This is a genomic window from Pseudomonas violetae, assembly GCF_023072615.1.
GTDB classification, from domain to species: domain Bacteria; phylum Pseudomonadota; class Gammaproteobacteria; order Pseudomonadales; family Pseudomonadaceae; genus Aquipseudomonas; species Aquipseudomonas violetae.
Map to the genome: position 1 here is coordinate 58,237 of NZ_JAKNRW010000015.1, position 19,806 is coordinate 78,042.

16 protein-coding genes and 1 pseudogene are annotated in these 19,806 nt (G+C 58.1%); 12 read left to right on the forward strand and 5 right to left on the reverse strand.

The features are described 5' to 3' along the window. Window positions 1-32 precede the first annotated feature (32 nt). Together L9059_RS17870 and L9059_RS17875 are read right to left on the reverse strand one after the other, a co-directional pair. Window positions 33-1,421, reverse strand: a complete 1,389-nt coding sequence (locus tag L9059_RS17870; protein ID WP_247292287.1) for an aminotransferase family protein — start codon at window positions 1,419-1,421, stop codon at window positions 33-35. 202 nt (window positions 1,422-1,623) lie between these two features. Next, window positions 1,624-2,442, reverse strand: coding sequence for an IclR family transcriptional regulator (locus tag L9059_RS17875; RefSeq protein ID WP_247292288.1), 819 nt, complete (start codon window positions 2,440-2,442; stop codon window positions 1,624-1,626). A gap of 186 nt (window positions 2,443-2,628) precedes the next feature. Here L9059_RS17875 and L9059_RS17880 point away from each other — a divergent pair, with 186 nt between their 5' ends. The 3 genes from L9059_RS17880 (at window position 2,629) to L9059_RS17890 (ending at window position 7,013) form a co-directional block, all read left to right on the forward strand. Beyond that, complete coding sequence (locus L9059_RS17880) at window positions 2,629-4,293, forward strand: GMC family oxidoreductase (RefSeq protein ID WP_247292289.1); 1,665 nt, start codon at window positions 2,629-2,631, stop codon at window positions 4,291-4,293. Between the two features lie 68 nt (window positions 4,294-4,361). Continuing rightward, window positions 4,362-5,684 (forward strand): MFS transporter, encoded by a 1,323-nt coding sequence (locus tag L9059_RS17885; protein ID WP_247292290.1) that lies wholly within the window; start codon window positions 4,362-4,364, stop codon window positions 5,682-5,684. A gap of 195 nt (window positions 5,685-5,879) precedes the next feature. Beyond that, window positions 5,880-7,013, forward strand: a complete 1,134-nt coding sequence (locus L9059_RS17890) for an aminotransferase class V-fold PLP-dependent enzyme (protein ID WP_247292291.1) — start codon at window positions 5,880-5,882, stop codon at window positions 7,011-7,013. 67 nt (window positions 7,014-7,080) lie between these two features. Here L9059_RS17890 and L9059_RS17895 read toward each other — a convergent pair whose 3' ends face one another. After that, window positions 7,081-7,734 (reverse strand): LysR family substrate-binding domain-containing protein, encoded by a 654-nt coding sequence (locus L9059_RS17895; RefSeq protein WP_247292330.1) that lies wholly within the window; start codon window positions 7,732-7,734, stop codon window positions 7,081-7,083. Window positions 7,735-7,842: 108 nt separating this feature from the next. Beyond that, window positions 7,843-7,974 (reverse strand): annotated as a pseudogene (locus L9059_RS30745) (LysR family transcriptional regulator); the annotation flags it as partial. 237 nt (window positions 7,975-8,211) lie between these two features. On the opposite strand from L9059_RS30745, the gene L9059_RS17905 reads away from it, so the two are divergent. The 4 genes from L9059_RS17905 (at window position 8,212) to L9059_RS17920 (ending at window position 12,874) form a co-directional block, all read left to right on the forward strand. Further along, complete coding sequence (locus L9059_RS17905; RefSeq protein ID WP_247292292.1) at window positions 8,212-9,627, forward strand: sodium/glutamate symporter; 1,416 nt, start codon at window positions 8,212-8,214, stop codon at window positions 9,625-9,627. Then, window positions 9,624-11,252, forward strand: a complete 1,629-nt coding sequence (locus tag L9059_RS17910) for an amidohydrolase (RefSeq protein WP_247292293.1) — start codon at window positions 9,624-9,626, stop codon at window positions 11,250-11,252. The genes L9059_RS17905 and L9059_RS17910 overlap by 4 nt, the downstream gene beginning before the upstream one ends. Beyond that, entirely contained in the window at window positions 11,239-12,171 is a 933-nt protein-coding gene (locus L9059_RS17915) for a CobW family GTP-binding protein (RefSeq protein ID WP_247292294.1), read from the forward strand. The genes L9059_RS17910 and L9059_RS17915 overlap by 14 nt, the downstream gene beginning before the upstream one ends. Before the next feature lie 295 nt (window positions 12,172-12,466). Next, on the forward strand, window positions 12,467-12,874 hold the full coding sequence (locus L9059_RS17920; protein WP_247292295.1) for a DUF3461 family protein: 408 nt from the start codon (window positions 12,467-12,469) through the stop codon (window positions 12,872-12,874). Here L9059_RS17920 and L9059_RS17925 read toward each other — a convergent pair. Then, window positions 12,864-13,112, reverse strand: a complete 249-nt coding sequence (locus L9059_RS17925; RefSeq protein ID WP_247292296.1) for a hypothetical protein — start codon at window positions 13,110-13,112, stop codon at window positions 12,864-12,866. The two genes, L9059_RS17920 and L9059_RS17925, sit on opposite strands and share 11 nt — an antisense overlap. 218 nt (window positions 13,113-13,330) lie before the next feature. On the opposite strand from L9059_RS17925, the gene L9059_RS17930 reads away from it, so the two are divergent. The 5 genes from L9059_RS17930 to L9059_RS17950 all read left to right on the forward strand — a co-directional run bounded on the left by L9059_RS17930 (window position 13,331) and on the right by L9059_RS17950 (window position 19,471). Then, the gene (locus L9059_RS17930; protein WP_247292297.1) at window positions 13,331-14,311 is read left to right on the forward strand and encodes an AAA family ATPase; all 981 of its coding nucleotides are present in this window, start codon (window positions 13,331-13,333) and stop codon (window positions 14,309-14,311) included. Window positions 14,312-14,331: 20 nt separating this feature from the next. Continuing rightward, a complete protein-coding gene (locus L9059_RS17935) occupies window positions 14,332-16,059 on the forward strand; it encodes a cobaltochelatase CobT-related protein (RefSeq protein ID WP_247292298.1) in 1,728 nt (575 codons plus the stop codon). 321 nt (window positions 16,060-16,380) lie between these two features. After that, window positions 16,381-17,394 (forward strand): TRAP transporter substrate-binding protein, encoded by a 1,014-nt coding sequence (locus L9059_RS17940; protein ID WP_247292299.1) that lies wholly within the window; start codon window positions 16,381-16,383, stop codon window positions 17,392-17,394. A 168-nt stretch (window positions 17,395-17,562) separates the two neighbouring features. Further along, window positions 17,563-18,135, forward strand: a complete 573-nt coding sequence (locus L9059_RS17945) for a TRAP transporter small permease (protein ID WP_247292300.1) — start codon at window positions 17,563-17,565, stop codon at window positions 18,133-18,135. Further along, window positions 18,128-19,471 carry a TRAP transporter large permease gene (locus tag L9059_RS17950; RefSeq protein ID WP_247292301.1) on the forward strand — a complete coding sequence of 448 codons (1,344 nt, stop codon included), beginning with the start codon at window positions 18,128-18,130 and terminating at the stop codon, window positions 19,469-19,471. The genes L9059_RS17945 and L9059_RS17950 overlap by 8 nt, the downstream gene beginning before the upstream one ends. Window positions 19,472-19,806 lie beyond the last annotated feature (335 nt).

A 19,806-nucleotide genomic window follows, 5' to 3' on the forward strand; every position in this document is an offset into this window, starting at 1 on the left:
AAAGGGGCCGGTCTGCTCAGGGTTCGCCAGCGTTACGAATGAGTTGCAAGGCGGCCAAAGGCGTTGTCCAGGGCGACGATGATCACATCCAGCTCCTTTTGTGTGGCGATCAACGCAGGAGCGAAGCACAGCGTATTGTTGAGCTGCTCGAAGCTTCGGTTAGTACGCCCAATCATCACCCCTTGGCGCATGCAGTCAGCGGCGATGGCAATCGGCACACTCTCCGCCACCGGCTCCTTGGTCTTGCGGTCCTTGACCAATTCCAGACCACAGAACAGGCCCTTGCCGCGTACATCACCGATGATTGGATATTTGTCCTGCAATTCACGCAGGCGACCCATGAAGTACTCACCCATATGGGTGACGTTCTCCAACAAGTCCTCGTCCTCGATAATTCGCATATTCTCCAGCGCCGCCGCCGGGCCTGCGGTGCAGCCGCCGAAGGTGCTGATGTCACGGAAGTAGCCCATCCGGTCATCGGCCTCCCCCTTGAACGCTTCGAACACTTCCTCGGTGGTCACTGTGCAGGAGATCGCCGCGTAACCGCTGGCCACGCCCTTGGCCATGGTGACGATGTCCGGCTTGATGCCGTAATGCTGATAGCCAAACCACTTGCCCGTGCGGCCCAGACCGCAGACCACTTCGTCAATGTGCAGGAGGATGTCGTACTTCTTGCAGATCGCCTGAATGGTCTCCCAGTAACCCTCCGGCGGCGTGATTACACCTCCCCCAGCGGTGATGGGCTCGAGCACCACGGCGCCCACGGTATCCGGCCCTTCCGCGAGGATGACGCGCTCCATCTGCATAGCGGCGCGCACGCCATAGTCGGCTATTTCACCGAACTGCGAGCGGTATTCGCAGCAATGTGGAAACTCGACGAAACCCGGGGTGAAGGGGCCGTATTGGTTCTTGCGCTCGAACTGGCCGGTTGAACTCAGTGCTGTAATGGTGGTGCCGTGGTAGTCACGCTCGCGGAACAGGATCTTGTGCTTCTTGCCCCCGTATTTTTTGTGCGCAATCTGCCGCACGATCTTGTAGGCCTTCTCATTGGCTTCGGAGCCGGAGTTGGAGTAGTAAACCCGGCTCAGGCCAGGCATCTTCTCAATCAGTTTTTTGGCGAACAACGCGCCAGGGATGCTGCCGGCGGAGCCGGCGAAAAAATTCATATCCACCAGCTGATCGCGCACCGCGTCGGCAATACTCTCGCGACCGTAACCCACGTTGACGGTCCACACACCACCAGAGACCGCGTCCAGGTACTCATTGCCCTTGATGTCCCAGACCTGCATGCCCTTGCCTTTGACGATCATCAACGGATCGTTCTGTTCCAGCGGTTTGTGCTGGGACAGATGATGCCAGACGTGAGCGCGGTCACTGGCCAATGCCTCGACTGCATCGTACTCGTGAGCTGTTGTTTTCATGCTTACCTCTCGACTGGTGCACTTTTATTGTTGGTCACCGGGCAGGAGACTCGCTCCCCGCACCGACATACGCAGGAGCAGTACTGGGCATCGCAACGCAGCACCGCCCGATCCACCCCTGTAGTCGAAAGTAAGAACAAGCAGCGCGCACAGTTAGAACCAGTTTTCGCCCACGCGTGATGCCAGCCGTCATCCGCAATGCTCAGCCCTGAGAGGATTCCAATTCAAAAGAAAGGGCCAGTTGCTCGGCCGCCGCCTGCAACCGGGGAATGTATTCGATCAAGTCGCCCAGGCTCTTGCGTGCCGTCGGCGCATGGCAGGCCAACGCCGCCAGACAGTGACCCTGGGCACTGATGATGGGCACGGCCACGGCAACCATTCCTCTGACAAACTCCTCACTGTCAATCCCTACTCCGCGTACGCGGATCCGCTCCAGCTCGGTCTCCAGCAGGTCGATGTCGGTAATGCTGCGGTCTGTCTGCGCCGTGAGCTCCAGTTGCTTGAGCACGGCACTGCGGCGTTCCGCCGGCATCTGGGCGAGAAACAACTTGCCACTGGCGGTGCAATGCAACGGCACATGGGTACCGGGCTCGACATGCAGGCGCAGGGGTTCGTGTGTTTCCACACGGTCGATGTAAATCACACTGTCGCCATCCAGTGCCGTCAGGTTGCAGGTTTCACCCAGTCGCCGCACCAGCGTCTGCAGAATCAGGCGGCTTCGCTGAAGCACGACTTCGTTACGCAATAGCGACAGTCCCAAACGATTGGCGCGAGGGCCGAGCAGGTAGGCCTTCTCGTCCACCTCGCGCAACAGATAGCCAAGCCGTTCCAGTGCTACGAGCATTCGCAGCAGAGTAGCTTTGGGCGCCTCCAGCCGGTCGCACAACTGTGCGAGAGACATAGGGGCGTGGGCAGTGGCAACCGCCTCCAATAACAGCAAGGCCCGCAGACTGCGATCCGGGTTGTCTCCGGCAATCGGCTCCAACACGCCGCTTTCATTATTCGGTCTATTTCGTACCATTATTAAAAATCCAATAAAAGTAAAACACACAGATAACTCATTAATTATTAGCGAGTTACTTTAGACCTTGGTAAAAAAAACCGAGTGGACTCACAAACGCTCTAACTCTGGCCCCATATAAATGGAATGTACTGTTCTATTTTAAATCCTCGACTCGGATTCACAACAATAAAAAGAGGTTTTCGGATGTCACGTACTTATGACTTCGTCATTGTCGGCGCCGGTTCAGCCGGTTGCGTGCTGGCCAATAGACTCAGCGAGAACGGACGATACAGCGTTTGCTTACTCGAGGCGGGGCCTGCGGATCGGTATCCGTGGATCCACATCCCGATAGGTTACGCCAAGACCATGTTCCACCCAGTCTACAACTGGGGCTTCTACACCGATCCAGATCCCGGCATGAACGAGCGGCGAATCTACTGGCCGCGCGGCAAGGTGTTTGGTGGCTGCAGTTCAATCAACGGTCTCATTTTCATTCGTGGCCAGCGCGCTGATTACGATGCCTGGGCCAGTGCCGGCAATGTCGGCTGGGGCTGGGACGATGTATTACCCTACTTCCGCCGCGCCGAATGCAACGACCTGGGCCCCGGCCCCACTCGCGGCACCGACGGACCGTTATCGGCATCCAGCATCAAGGCTCGGCATCCACTCACTGAAGGCTTTATCGGGGCGGCCAAGGAGCTCGGTGTGCCTCATATCCAGGACTTCAACACCGGTGATCAGGAAGGCGTTGGCTACTACCAATTGACCACGCGCAAGGGTTTGCGCTGCAGTACCGCAGTGGCCTACCTGCACCCCGCCAAGCATCGTGCGAACCTGGCTATCGAGGCGCAAGCCCAAGCCGAAAAAGTCCTTTTCGAAGGGGCCCGCGCAGTCGGCGTCCAGTATCGCCAGAACGGTCAGTCACTCACCGTAAACGCCAGGCGCGAAGTGATTCTCAGCGCCGGAGCGCTGCAATCACCGCAGTTACTGCAATTATCTGGCGTCGGTCCCGCAGACCTGCTGAAAAAATTCAACATCCCAACGGTACATGCACTGCCTGGTGTGGGTGAAAACCTTCAAGACCATTTGCAGATTCGCTTGATCTACGAATGCACTCAACCGATCACCACCAACGATGACCTGCGTTCGCCGCTGCGTAAATTGCGCATGGGCCTGCAGTGGCTGCTGACCCGCGGCGGTCCGCTGGCGATTGGCATCAACCAGGGCGGGCTGTTCACCCGGGTGCTGGAACAAAGTGACACCCCCGATATTCAGTATCACTTCGGCACCCTGAGTGCCGACTCTGCCGGCGGCAGCGTACATCCCTTCTCGGGCTTCACTATGTCGGTTTGCCAACTGCGCCCCGAAAGCCGCGGCTACGTGCGCATTACCTCTACCGACCCCTTGCAGCCGCCGTCTATGCAGCCCAATTACCTGTCGACCGAACTGGACCGCAAAACGGTGATTGCAGCGGTGCGCTACACCCGCAAGCTGGCACAAACCGGGCCACTCAAGCGTTTGATTCGCCGCGAGTATCGGCCTGGAATCGAGCACCAGAGTGACGAGCAGATTCTGGAGTTCTGCCGCCAATACGGGGCAACCATTTTCCATCCGTCCGGCACCTGCAAGATGGGTAACGATCCACAAGCGGTGGTGGATTCGCGCCTGCGCGTTCACGGCGTGCAGGGCTTGCGGGTGGTCGACTGCTCGATCATGCCAACCCTGGTTTCGGGCAACACCAACGTCCCCGTGGTGATGATTGCCGAGAAAGCCTCAACGATGATCCTCCAAGACTGCCTCCAGCCCGGCGCCCGCACACAACACACCGTAGCGGCACCCGCACCTGCACGCAGCACATTTGCATCCTGATGGAGCATTGAAAGTAGCGCGCCACATCCGCTCACCCTCCATATAAAGACAACAACAGGAATACTGATATGTCCACGCCCAGCCCCGTGCGCAAGGTGGTAATAGCAAGTGTTATAGGCGCCACCATCGAGTGGTATGACTTCTTCCTCTATGGCGTCGTCGCCGGCATCGTATTCAACCACCTGTACTTCCCCAGCGATGACCCACTGGTCTCCACCATGCTGGCCTACGGCACATTCGCCGTCGGCTTCCTCAGCCGACCTATCGGGGGGGTAATTTTCGGTCATTTCGGCGACAAGATCGGTCGAAAAAGCATGCTGATCATGACCATGATGATCATGGGCGTGGCCACCTTCCTCATTGGCCTGGTGCCCAGTTACGACAGCATCGGTATCTGGGCGCCGATCCTTCTGCTGCTGCTGCGCATCGTCCAGGGCATCGGCCTGGGTGGCGAATGGGGTGGCGCCGTGCTGATGGCTTTCGAGTACGCACCCGAACATAAACGCGGTTTCTACGCCAGCCTGCCTCAAATCGGCCTGGCAATAGGCTTGTGCCTGGCCTCTGGTGTGGTAGGACTGCTGTCCTACATCCTGACCGACGCACAGTTTCTCGAATGGGGCTGGCGCATCGCTTTTCTGCTCAGCGCAGGCCTGGTGTTCGTTGGCACCTGGATTCGTCTGAACGTGATGGAAAGTCCTGAGTTCGCCAAGGTTAAAGCAGCCAACGCCGAAGCCGCCATTCCGTTCATAGACATGATGAAACGTTACCCAAAGAACGTGCTGGCCGGTATGGGGGCACGCTACATCGACGGCGTGTTCTTCAATGTGTTCGGCGTATTCTCGCTCAGTTACCTGACCCAGACGCTCAACCTGCCGCGTTCCGAAGCATTGATCGGGGTGATGGTGGCAGCGGTGGTGATGTGCTTCACCATTCCGATGTTCGGCGCCTTGTCCGATAGAGTCGGCCGCACCCGCGTTTACTTCTGGGGCTCGCTGATCACTGCCCTCTCCGCGTTTCCGGCCTTCTGGCTGATGATGACCAGCAATGGCGACATGTTCATGATCTGGATGGCCATTGTGGTTCCCTTCGGTATTTTTTACGCTGCGGTCTATGGTCCCGAGGCCGCCATGTTCTGTGAACTTTTCGACGCGAAAGTGCGCTACACCGGCATCTCGTTCGTCTATCAATTTTCCGGTATCTTCGCCAGCGGGCTGACGCCCATGATCGCTACGGCGTTGATGCGCAGCAGCGGTGGCCAGCCCTGGACGACCTGTCTCTACGTACTGTTCGCCGGCGCCATCAGTGCGTATTGCGCCTGGTGGATCGGCAAACGCAAAGGCGAACCGTTGACCAACGAGTTCAGTGCCGCCCAAAGCACCACGTCCTCATGACAGACTGATCCAATGAACCCGGCGCATCGCCCGACTCATTGCGAGGGCAAGGCTTTGCGCGCACGCCCCTCACGGAGGCCAGACAGACCTGGCCCTGCGTGACGGGTACTGCAATTCATTCTTGAGCAATCTTGTCATTTGCCAACGCTTAGGGCAGGGTCGATCACATTGAGATTTCTGCCACAGGAGTCACACATGTCAAAGCTATATCCCAGTATCGACCCCGAGGGGCTGATCGAGTATTCGGTGGTCTACACCGACCGCTCGCTTAACCACATGTCGCAGTCCTTTCAAGGGGTGATGAACGACATTTCCAGCACCCTGAAACAGGTCTACAACGCCCAGGCCGTTGCGGTAGTGCCTGGCAGCGGCACCTTCGGCATGGAAGCGGTGGCGCGACAGTTTGCCAGCGACCAGCAATGCCTGGTGATACGCAACGGCTGGTTCAGCTATCGATGGAGCCAAATCCTTGAGATGGGCAACATTCCGGCGGCCACCACAGTGCTCAAAGCCCGACCGATTGAGCCCGGCCGCCAATCCGCCTTCGCCCCTCCCCCACTCGACGAAGTGCTGGCAACCATTCAGGCACAGAAGCCGCAGATCGTCTTCGCCCCCCACGTCGAAACCTCATCGGGAATGATCCTGCCCGATGACTACCTGCGCGCAGTCGGCGATGCCGTGCATGCGGTGGGAGGCCTGTTCGTGCTCGACTGCATCGCCTCGGGTGCACTATGGGTCGATATGCAAAAGTGCGCTATCGACCTGCTGATCAGTGCGCCGCAAAAAGGCTGGAGCGCGTCCCCTTGCTGCGCCTTGGTGATGTTCAGCTCCTTGGCCCTCAAACACATCGAGCAGACGCAGAGCAGCAGCTTCGCCTGCGACCTGAAAAAATGGCTGCAGATCATGCAGGCCTACGAACAGGGCGGGCATGCTTATCACGCGACGATGCCCAGCGATGCCCTGGCGCATTTTCGTGACGTAATGAAGGAGACTCAAGCCTACGGCTTCGACAAGGTCCGCGACGAACAGCAGGAGCTGGGCGACCGCGTTCGCGCCCTGTTGACCGACAAAGGAATAAAGAGTGTGGCAGCCGCCGGCTTCCAGGCCCCTGGCGTGGTGGTCAGCTACACCGATGATGCCGAGATCAGGAGCGGCAAGAAGTTTGCCGCGCACGGCCTGCAAATCGCCGCCGGAGTGCCGTTGCAATGCGACGAGCCGGCCGACTTCCAGACCTTTCGAATCGGACTGTTCGGACTCGACAAGCTGCACAATATCGAGCGCACGGTCAGCACACTCCAACAGGCGCTGGACGAGGTCATGCGCAACTGAACCACCGACCTGCCTCGCGGCTCGCAGAGGATGACTACCTGCTGTGAGCCGATCCGCCGACGTAGCCTCAAATCGGCGGCGCCCACTGCCTGAGGAAGTCGATAAAATTTTTCTGGACCGGCGTCACCGGGTTTTTCAACCAGGTGGCCAGAGTACTGACGCGGGCGTCGATCCCTTTCAGCGGAATCAGCACCACGCCCTTACGATTGAAATTACCCGCGCTTTCCAGATGGACAGTAACGCCGATATTGGCCGCAACAAAACCAAAGACCCCTTCGCTGTTGTACGCCTCCTGTACGACCTGGGGCAGGAAACCGGCACTGATGCAGAGCGCATCGAGCTGTCGTCGATAGTGCGACCAGTGGCTCATCACGCCCATCACAAAAGGCTCCTGCGCGAGATCCGACAACATCACCTCGGACCGTTCTGCCAACCGATGGTGCTGAGGCAACACCGCGACAAAGCGATCGCGTTGCACCTCGATACTGTCGATATCCGGATCCAGCAGGGGGCCCGTGATAAACGCAAACTCAATGGTGCCACCCTTCAATAATTCGAGTTGCTGTTGGGTCGAACCAAAAGCCAGCTCGGCCCTGATTTGCGGGTAGCACCGATGAAAGCCGTCAAGGATGGGTGGCAGCTGTCCTGAGACCGCGAAATCGGTGTAGCCGATACGCAATTGGCCAATCTGGCCAGCACCCGCCTTGCGTGCCTGATGCACGGCGCTGTCCAGTCGCTCAAATACCATTCGGCTTCCAGCGAGGAAAACGCGGCCTGCTTCGGTCAACTCGACCCGTCGGTTGCTGCGCAACAACAGCACCTCACCGACGCTCTCCTCCAGTTGCTGAATGGTTCGACTCAAGGCCGGTTGCGCCAGATTCAGGCGCTCGGCCGCACGGCGAAAATGCAGTTCTTCGGCGACAGCCTCGAAGGCCCGTAGATGGCGCAGATCGATTCGCACATTAATACCTTCCAGGCATCATTCGTTACCGAACCGATATTATACAGGTCACATTCATTACTCTACTGTTGAGGTGAGCCAAGTATGAATGGCGTGATCGAAGTCTCCCGCAATGAGCTGAACCCCCACTGAAAAGGGGGTAGTGACCTGAAAGATCACAGTGCAAACAGCGGTGGTGCATGACGTTGCTACGTCAAATCACCATTCAAAAAATATAATAAGTATAAGAAGAGGTTGATGATGGAAAGCACCTTCCACGGCATAATCGCCTTTGCCCTACTGGCCGGCATGCTGCTGTTGGGCAGCATCTTGCGCAACCGCATTGGCCTGTTCCGTAACTCACTGGCACCGGCCAGCATGATCGGCGGCATGCTCGGATTCACGTTGTTATCGTTCGAGTTGATCCCTGGCTTTAAGGCCAGTGACTTCGAAACCCTGACCTTTCACTTTTTTACCCTGAGCTTCATGTCTCTGTGCCTCACCGGCAAAAGCAAGGACGCGTCCCTTTCAGGCGGCAGCGTGGTGCGCGGAGGCCTGTGGCTCACACTGATATGGACGATCAGCCTGGGACTGCAAGGCGTGATCGGCTATCTGGTCATCAGCGGTTATGACGCCATGACCGGCGCCGGTATCAGCGAATGGCTCGGCGCCATCGTCACTCATGGTTTTACCCAAGGCCCGGGCCAGGCGCTGACCTACGGCGGCATCTGGGAGAAAGAATACGGCATTGAAAATGCCGCACAGGTCGGCCTGATTTATGCGTCCCTTGGCTTTCTGGTGGCCTTCCTTGTCGGTGTGCCGATGGCTAACAACTTTATCCGCCGAGGTCTCAATGCCAACAAGGCCTCGAACATCGATGAACAATTCAAATCCGGTTTTTACAATGGGGCACAAGTACCGAGCAGCGGCCGTATGGTCTCGCACCCGGCGAATCTCGATTCGCTGGCCTATCATCTCGGACTGCTCGCCGTTGCCTACCTGATTACCTACGTCTGGCTGAGCTTCATGCAAGTTCAGATCAAGGATTTCTCAGCAGGCGGCGTCAATCTCTCGGTGTTATTCAGCTATAACCTGTTTTTCCTTCATGGCCTGGCTGTCTGTGTGGTGATGCGCCTGGTGATCGACCGTTGCGGCCTGTCCCACCGCGTCGACGACGAAACGCTGAAACGCATCACCGGCTCATCAATCGACTTCATGGTCGTGGGTACCCTGATGAGCATCCAGTTTGCCGTGCTCTACGCACTGCTGACGCCCATCCTGCTGGTGACGGTTACCGTTACGCTGGTCACGTTGATCGGCTGTCTCTATTTCGGGCGCCTGAGCGGCGCCCTCGGGCCGGAGCGGGCCATTACTGCCTTTGGTTGTTGCTGTGGCTCGACCGGCACGGGGCTGCTGCTGTTACGCATGATGGATGCAGACTTCAGTACGTCCGTGCCTAAAGAGCTCGCTTTCTTCAACCTGGCGATCATCTTCACCACCTTCCACATCCTGTTCTTCTTTGCCCCGATCGTGCCCTCGCTGGGTGGGTGGAACTACCTCATGGTCTTCGCAGGCACTGCACTGTTCTTTCTCGCCTGCATTCCACTGCTGATGAATTTCAGAGCAAGTACTACCCCTTCGCCGCTCACTCGGATCAAGGAGTCCTGCAAATGAGCATTACCGTCTTCACCGCCGTGCGCATCCTTACAATGAACCCATCCCAGCCTGAAGCCACTCACATTGCGGTGCGCGACGGTCGTGTGCTGTGCGTCGGCCCGCTGGAAGCGATGCAGGAGCTGGGGGACTACACGCTGGATCGGCGCTTTGCGGACAACATCATTATGCCGGGCTTCGTCGAAGGCCATAGCCATGCCCTCGAAGGAGCAATGTGGAATTACCTCTATCTGGGATACTTTTCCCGCGTCGATCCTGAAGGGTTTCACTGGGCCGGTGCAGACAGTATCGCGGCCATGCAACAACGCTTGCGCGAGACTGCCGAGGCGCTCGCACCCGGCGAACCGCTGATTGCCTGGGGCTTCGACCCCGTCTATTTCGAGGGTGCCCGGCTCGATCGACACCTGCTGGATGCCGCGGTGGAAGACCGACCTGTCGTGGTAATGCATGCGAGCCTGCACGTCATGACGGTCAACAGCCGGATGCTCGAACGGTCTAATCTTCACCGCCATCCTGGTATTGAAGGCATCACGCTCGACGCCGACGGCCAGCCCAACGGCGAACTGCAGGAAATGGCGGCGATGCATGCCATTTTCGAGGCCCTGGAGATGAATCTGTTCGAGGCGGTGTCGTCCCCCGGCACGCTGCGACGGTATGGCCTGGCTGCCCGTAATGTCGGGATCACGACCATCACTGACCTCTACAATCCCTTGACCGACGACGGTATCGCAGCGCTGAGACTCGTGACGAGCGAAGCTCATTTTCCAGTGCGCCTGGTGCCGGCAATGAGCGCTCTGGCCTGGTCGCCGGAACAGGGGGTCGAGCGACTGCAACAGTGCCTCCCACTGGGCAACGACAAGCTGAAGTTCGGCCTGGTGAAAATGATGACGGACGGCTCTATTCAGGGCTATACGGCGCGAATGAAGTGGCCCTACTACCACGACGGTCATGCCAATGGCATCTGGAATGCGCCCCCCGAGGCCCTGCAACAGATGGTACAGGTTTACCACCAGGCCGGGCTGCAACTGCATATCCATACCAACGGCGACGAAGCGGTCGAGTTGATGCTGGATGCAGTGGAAAGCGCCCTCGATCTTTGGCCGCGTGCCGATCACAGGCATACGCTGCAGCATTGCCAAGTGATTGATCATGCTCAGCTACGGCGCACGGCCAAACTCGGTCTGTGCCTGAACATGTTTGCCAACCATTTGTATTACTGGGGCGACATTCACCGCCGACGCACCTTGGGCTACGAGCGCAGTCGGCGACTTGAGCCGCTTGCCTCGGCGCGGCGCTTGGGCATAGTCACCGCGATCCACAGCGACGCCCCGGTCACGCCACTGGGGCCCTTATTCACAGCCTGGTGTGCGGTGATGCGAGAAAGCGCGTCCGGTGAAGTGTTGGGTGAAGAAGAGCGAGTGAGTGTTCCACAGGCTCTGGAAATGATAACGCTTGGCGCGGCCTACACCTTGCGCCTCGACCACCAGGTCGGAAGCCTCGAGATTGGAAAATTCGCTGATATGGTAGTGCTCGATCAGGACCCGCTGACCATCGACCCGGCGCAATTGCGCACTATCCGTGTACTGGCGACGGTATTGGGAGGTGAGGTCCATGCCACTACCTGATCCGGTCCCCCTTACGGTCATCACCGGCTTCCTCGGTGCGGGAAAGACCACCTACCTCAATCAGCTGATTCGACAGGGGCTGCCCCGCGACAGCCTGATCGTGGTGAATGACTTCGGCGACATCAATATCGACGCCGAGCTCATTGATTACCGCGATGACAGAATCCTGCGACTGGGCAATGGCTGTATCTGCTGCACCCTGGGCGGCACCCTGGCAGAACAATTGGCCCAAGCGTTGCGCATGGAGCAGCGCCCCGGCGCGATCTATATCGAAGCCAGCGGTGTCGCTGAACCTGCAAGAATCGCCGATATTGCGCGGGTATCACGTCAGTTGAAGCTGAACTCGGTGGTCTGCCTGGTCGACGCCAGTCAGACTTCCCTTCATGCCCGAAACCGTTATACCGGGGACGTCTGGCGCGCCCAGATTACCGCCTCCGACCAATTGATCATCAATCGCCTGCCGGCGGTCGATACCGCCGAATATGCGCAAGTGCTGGCCGCCCTTCGGGACCTGAATGGCTGGGCGATGCGGGCACTCAATGACAGCTTGCCAAGTCCATCAGCCATAGCCCGCCCAGTCCCGGCGGCTGATCACCTGAGACCCATGGCAGCCGCCGCGAATGAAAATAGCTGGTGTTCTGTCAGTTTGAAGTACGCAGCGGCCATTGATGCCACCCGGCTCGAACAACTGCTGCGTGAATATGCCGATGTCGTATTGCGCGCCAAAGGGATACTGGACCGGCTCGATCGTAACGGGCCTCAGGTTTTGCAGCTAAGTGGTCGTAGCATCCGCTGGCTGGCTGCCACACGGGCCATGGCGGGCAACTATTTGGTGTGTATTGGCATCAGATGCGCGCGCTTTGATGAACTGACCGCCGGACTGATGCAACTCGAGCGCAATCAAAGCCCGCCGGCCTGATCCGGACCCGCTTGCGACCCGCGCCTGGCCCCACAGGACGATCCGGGCTGGTCCTTGGCGACGGGCCCGCGCTGGCTAAACTGCGCGCACCTCTCATTCGATGAGAGCGGCCTCCTCACCTCGGTCCAGCCTGTCGTTACTCGACAGGCCACAACGACCCAGGTCTGAAAACAATAACAATCGCGCCAGACAGCTCCGTAACCTGCGACTACAGCAGGCCCACTGCTGCCTGTTGCGCAGACACCAAAGGAGCCGACAACCACCCAACAGACTAACGACAGACGAGATACCTGCCATGACCGACTTTACGACTCTAAAAGAAATGGGCATCAGTGCCTTCGAACTCATCTCCCGCTTCAGTCTGCGCCGCGAGCACGACCGCGACGTGCTCAAGATCCATTACCTGCGCCCCGTTACCTCATTGCGCCGGCATAGTCAGAAATTCACCTTCGCCCGACCACGTATCTCCATTCCGGGACAGAGCCGTCACAGCCAGGCCTGGCGGCAACTGACCGATTGCAGCCCGATGCTGCAACAGGCTCTGGCCGAGCTCAAGCAATTGACCGGTACCAATGAACAGCCCCTCTCAGCCAAGCAAGAGTGGCTACAGGATTTGCATCACCTGGAGAATGTGGTCGAGGCGAGGCTGGTGGAGATCCGCGAGAACATCGAACAACTGAATCGAGTCGATCTCAAGCACTGACCCGATCGTTCTGCTGCTGCACCAGGCTGGCCATCTTGCGACCGAACAACTCAGCCAGCGCCTCGGGATTGCCTGCGGCTTCGTCCAACGCCTCGACCACGGCCTGCAAGGTCGGCCGGGTCTTGGCCAGCAGCTCGTCGATGTAAAACTGCGGGGTAATCTGCGTGTGCGCCTCGTAACGGCGAAATAGCGCGAGAAGCTCCGGGCCTAGCTTGATCGTCAGCGAATCGGTGGACATCTGATTGGCCCCTCAGGTTTTTTGGGCGGCAACAGCCGCGGGATTAACGACTGACACCATCCTTAGCCGCTACTGCTACACACCATAGAGCCAGTTGTAGCCCGAACGTGGCGCCAGCCACCCCGACTGGCCGCATCGGGTGACGGTATCTGGTCCCTCCCCAACACGGGCCACCTCCCTAGAATCAAGACCTCCTTTACGGCCCCAAGGCGATATTGATGACCGACCTGAACTTCGAACCTGCCAGCCGCCTGGTCCCTGTCCGGGAGTTGTTCGGTATCGACTCCAACATGCGCGTTCCCGTATTCCTTTCCTCAAAGGAACATGTGCCGGAGGTCGACTCGGCCTATCGCTTCAACCCGGAAGTCACCCTGGCGATTCTCGCGGGCTTCACCCGCAATCGCCGAGTGATGCTGCAAGGCCTGCACGGCAGCGGTAAATCGACCCATATCGAACAAGTTGCTGCGAGGCTTAACTGGCCTTGCACACGCGTCAACCTGGACGGTCATATCAGCCGCCTGGACCTGATCGGCAAGGACGGCATTGTCCTGCGTGAGGGTAAGCAAGTCACCGAATTCCAGGAAGGTGTTTTGCCTTGGGCTCTGCGTCGGCCCATGGCGCTGATCTTCGACGAATACGACGCTGGCCGTCCGGACGTCATGTTCGTGATTCAGCGCATCCTTGAACGCGACGGCAGGCTCAATCTGCTCGACCAGAATCAAGTGATCCATCCGCACCCATCATTCCGCCTGTTCGCTACCGCCAACACCGTTGGCCTGGGCAACCTCAACGGGCTTTACAACGGCACCCAAGTACTCAATCAGGCGCAGCTGGATCGTTGGAACATAGTGGCCACCCTGAACTACCTGCCCCAGTCTGAAGAAGTCGCGATTGTTGCTGCGCGAGTGCCACACCTGCAGGCCCGGCATGGCGAACGGCTGCTGACGCAGATGGTGGCGGTAGCTGACCTGACCCGCCAAGGCTTCGCCGCAGGTGACCTGTCGACCCTGATGTCGCCACGTTGCGTGATCTCCTGGGCGGAAAACACAGAAATTTTCAGCGACACGGCGCTGGCTTTCCGCCTGTCGTTTCTCAATAAATGCGATGAATCCGAGCGGCCGATCGTCGCCGAATACTACCAACGCTGTTTTGACCAGGAGCTGACCGAATCGGCGTTCCCCCTGCTGGCATTGGCCTGAACCCACACAGGAAGACCATCATGAACCCGCCGCCACGCCGCGAAAAACGCCAGCAACAACTTGAGGAACTTTGCGCGGCGTCACTGCGGGCACTGTCCGGCGAGCGGTACCTACGTTACCGCGGCGGCCGCCTTGAAGTGCAGGAACGGCATTTCCCGGTGCGCGCCCCACACCTGCACCCAGACCCCGAACACGATGAGAGTCGAGCCTGGCGTGGGGTGGCGGATAGCCTGGCGCTGCGTTTGAAGCACAGTGATCAAGCGCTGGTGCGCCAGGTTCTCCCGGCGCAGCCCATCGCGCGCCTGGTGTTCGAGCTGCTGGAACAACTGCGCGTGGAGTCGTTGGTGGCCGACAGTCACCCAGGCGCGCGGCGCAATCTGTTGCAGCGCTTCGAGCAGTGGAGCCAGCAGTTTCTGGATGCTGGACAGGCCGAAGGTCACGTCGGGTTGCTGCTCTTCACTTTGGCGCAGATGAGTTGGATTCTGCTGTGTGGCGGCCGCACCGGGGAACAGACGGAGATGCTCATTGAAGCACCACGCCTGAGCCTGCTCGGCCATTTCGGTGCGGCCTTCGGGCTGATGCGCCGCTGTCGCCATATCCAGGTCGAGTTTACCGAGTACGCCTTACTGATTGCCGCCAAGGCACAGGAACTGATCGAGCAACTGGATGACGACCTGCTCGGTAGCGACGAGCGCAAGGTCTCGGAAGTCGCCGAAAAGACTCATCTGGCCTTCGCCCTGTTATTGGACTTTGATCAGGATGGCGAAGGTGATGACAGCAGCAGCGGTGCTGCCCAAAATAATCCACGGGCCAGCGACAACGCCTTTACTTATCAGGTGTTCAGCCGCGAATACGATCGCGAGCGTAACGCCAACGGCCTGGTACGGCCCGAATTGTTGCGCGAACTGCGTCAGCGCCTGGACCGTCGCCTGGCCGGCCAGGGCCTTAATCTGCCCCGCTTGGCCAAGCGCTTGGGTGCCTTGCTGGCAGCGCCTCGTCGAGATGGCTGGATCTTCGCCCAGACCGAGGGACAGATCGATGCCAGCCGCCTCAGTCGCCTGATCATCAGCCCCGAGCAACGCGAGATTTTTCGTCACGAGCATGAGCGTCCGCACTGTGATTGTCTGGTCAGTCTGCTGATCGACAACTCCGGCTCCATGCGCAACCACATCGAGAGCGTCGCCTTGTTGGTTGACGCCTTCAGCCGTGCCCTGGAGCTGGCTGGTGCTCGCAGTGAAATCCTCGGTTTCACCACCGGCCAGTGGAACGGTGGACGCCCTTTAAAGCGCTGGCGCGCCATGGGCCAGCCAGTCAATCCGGGAAGACTTAACGAGCTTAGCCATCTGGTCTACAAGGATGCCGAAACTTCCTGGCGCCGCGCCCGGCCGAACATTGCAGCGCTGCTCAAGTCCGATCTTTTTCGCGAAGGCATCGACGGCGAGGCAATCCTCTGGGCGCGTCAGCGACTGCTGCAGCGCGACGCACGTCGGCGCATCCTGATCATCATCTCCGACGGCTGCCCGATGGACAGCGCCACCCACCAGACCAACCAGCAGGACATCCTCGACCTGCACCTCAAACACGTGTCACAACAGATAGAACAGGAGAACAGCATCGAGTTGTACGCCCTCGGCGTCGGGCTTGACCTGAGCGCTTATTATCGCCATAGCCTGGAACTTGATTTGTCGCGTAGCCTGGACAATGCCGTATTCGACGAGATCCTGCGTCTGCTCAACGGTAGGCACTGACATTCACCGACGCCTCTGCAAGGCCTTCGTACACTCTACATAAACGCACTGAAAAAAAGCGAAAACACCCCCTTGGGCAGAGTTCCAGAGCACTTACGCACCCTATTGATGCGCTCAATTTTCTGGCCCCAGCCGCGGGCATAATGTGGCCCTAAACAGGGTCGTATCCTGGGCGGATATTGAACTTGTTGAAGGAAACAACGAGGCTTCATTCAGCCAGTCTGACTTTACGCGGAGCACTGCTGCAGCTCGTTGCATCAGGCTATTTCTGCACTTTCGTAGCAAACAACTACAACAAAAACTACAGAGGAGTACGCAGTCATGACACCCAGCAAAAACTTTACCCGCCAGCTCGGCCTGGTCCTGTGCCTTTCGGCCGCAGCCCTCAGCAGCGGTCTGGCTCAGGCCAAGACCTTCCGAATGGCTCTGGGCGATAACGTAGGCGGCACCCAGTATGAGCTTGGCGTCAAGTTTGCCGAGGAGTTCAAGGCCAGAACAGGTGGAAAACACGATGCCAAATTGTTCCCCAATGGCCAGCTAGGCAGCGAAGAGGACACCGTCAGCAACGCGGCCATGGGCACCTTGGACTTCTCTGTCCTGGCCGTTAACAACGTCACGCCCTTCTCTCCAACGGTCGGTGTGCTCACCCTGCCCTATATGATCCAGAGCCTGGATGATGCCGTGAAACTGACCCAGAGTGATATCGGCCAAACGCTGGTCGACAACACCGTGCGTGATGCCGGTGTGCGTATAGTTGGCTGGGCCTACTCGGGCTTTCGCGTACTGACCAACTCCAAGCGTCCGGTCACCACGCTTGCCGACCTCAAAGGCCTGCAAATCCGAGTGCCGAAGAACGAGATCATGATCGATACCTACCGCGCCTGGGGCATCAACCCGACGCCGATGGCCTGGTCAGAGACGTTCACCGGCTTGCAGTTAAAAGTGGTCGATGGCCAAGACAACCCCTACATCACCGTCAGCACGATGAAGTTCGACGAGGTACAAAAGTACATCACCAACATTCGCTACCTGTTTTCCATCGAACCACTGATCGTCAGCGAGTCAGTATTCCAGGAGCAACCCGCCGATGTACAGAAGGCCATCCTGGAGGCCGGCAAGGCAGCCACCGAATACAGTGCGAGCTTTCTGGTAGCTGAGGAAACCAAAATCAGGAAGGATCTGACCGCAAAAGGCATGGTCATTTCCGACCCGGCCGATGATGAGAAGGAATGGATCAATACCGCCGTCTCCCAGGTATGGCCCAAGTATTACGACCAACTCGGCAAGGACAACTTGAACAAAGCCCTAAAATCGCTCGGTCGCGACCAGATCTAGCGTTGTACGCGAGGCTCCAGAACCCACTGTGCAAACATCGGGCGGCTGAACTGCCCGATGTCCTCGACTCAGAACCGCCAGCTCGCCGACCGGCAACGCCTGGCTATTCGACCCACGCGGTGAAGCGTTGAACCCTGCCTTGGGTGCTACGTTTCAGGAGGTGCCCACATGAAACCTGCCAGTACGCTGTTCAAGATCATCGACAACCTGGAAAACTACATTTGCCGCACTCTGCTGGCGCTGTTCGTGATCATCCTGTTTGCCCAGATTCTCAGCCGTAACCTATTTAACCATTCGATCTCCTGGACCGAAGAACTGGTCACTTACATGTTTGTCTGGTTCGCCTTTTTCGGCGCCAGCTACGCCGCCAAGCTGGCAGCCCACAACCGCGTTACCTTCCAGTTCAGGTTCATGCCTCGCAAGCTGGCGACAGCACTCGAAGTCCTCTCTGATCTGATCTGGGTCGCTTTCAACAGCTATTTCGTCTACCTCAGTGTGATCTTCTTCATGAAGGCCAACGTATTCTGGAAATCCCAAACTCTGGGTATTCCGATGAAATACCTGTACCTGATCTTGCCCATCGCATTCAGCCTGATGACCCTGCGCGTTCTCCAGGTCAACTATTACAAGCTGGTCAAGGGCATCGACATCCGCGACCCGCAAACCCAGGAGCTCGACAAGATCATTCAAGAATCCGCACAGCACGACGACGAAAAACTCCGGGAGCGGGTCCATGCTTGACACCAATATCGTCTACATCCTATTCGGCACCTTTCTCCTGCTCCTGTTGATAGGCACTCCAATCAGCATTTCATTGGCCGTCTCAGCCCTGGCCTCTTTTGTCTACCTGGGCGAGAACCCTATCAAGTTCGTGCAGATCGCCTTTACCTCCGTAGGCTCCTTTCCCCTGATGGCGTTGCCGGCCTTTATTCTCGCCGGAGCCTTAATGGAGGCGGCGGGCATCTCAAAACGCCTGGTGACCCTGGCGGAAAGTTTCGCCGGACCTATTACAGGTGGCATGTCCGCCGCCGCCGTGATGGCCTGTCTGTTCTTCGGGGCTATTTCCGGCTCCGGCCCGGCCACCACTGCCGCGGTCGGCATGCTGATGATTCCAGCGATGGTCAAGCGTGGTTACAGCAAGGGTTATGCCTCGGCTGTCACCGCCTCTTCCGGCGGCCTGGGGATCATCATCCCACCGTCGATTCCAATGGTGATCTTCGGCATTTCGGCCATGGGGCTGCTGCCTTCATCGCAGGCCATAGAAAAGTACGGCGCCTTCGGCTCGGTATCCATTCCAAAGCTGTTCATCGCAGGGGTCGTACCCGGGCTGATGCTGGCCGGCGGGCTGCTGTTTATGAACTACTTTCGCTGCAAAAAACTGGGCTACACCGGCAGTAACGAAGGTTGGTCCACGGCGAAAATCCGCAAAGCCCTGCGTGATGGCTTCTGGTCGATCCTCGCACCCTTCGTGATTCTCGGAGGCATCTACACCGGTCTGTTCACACCGACCGAATCGGCCATCGTGGCAATCTTTTACACCCTGTTTGTCGGCCTGTTCATTCACAAGGAACTGCACATCAAGGATCTGTTCAAGTCCCTGGAAACCACGACCTGGATCACCGGACGGGTCTTGGTGATTCTGTTCACCGCTACTGTATTCGGCCGCCTGCTGGTGGAGAACCAGATTCCTGCCATCGTTGCCGACTCGATGCTCAGCCTGACCGACAACCTCTATCTCATCTGGATATTGATCATCGGCTTCTTGCTGTTTGTAGGCATGTTCATGGAAACGCTGGCGGCGATCATGATCCTCACCCCAGTGATTCTGCCGATTGCCTACAGCCTGGGCATCGACCCGGTGCACTTCGGCATCGTACTGATCTGCTGCCTGAGTATCGGTTTCATGACCCCACCGATGGGCGAAAACCTGTTCATCGCCTCCGGCATCTCAGGCACCGCCATCGAGGAGATATCGCACAAGGCCTTGCCTTTCGTGGCGATCCTGACCATCGCGACCTTGATCATCGCCTATGTGCCTGCGATCACCCTAACCCTACCCGCACTATTGGGTTATTGACGGTACTGACCTGATTTTTTGACCGGGATCTCCAGCACGCCAAGTGTTGGAGATCCAAGGCCTATGCCTTGGAGGATAGGGATATCGGGATCAGGGGGGATCAAAATCGAAACCGATGGCACTCATCATATTTGGTTGAATGACCCACTCGAATAGGTCTGAAATAGTTTTGAGGTAATGTCGCAGAGGTCACCATTGCCCTGGATGCTGCATCAAGGTGTCTTCGCCGGACGCTTATCCCGGAACCTAGCAATAGGTGAGCTGAGAACACTTAGACAGGAATTGACGACACCGATGTCAAACAACAAAGGCATCGGTGTCTCTTACCTGCTCTG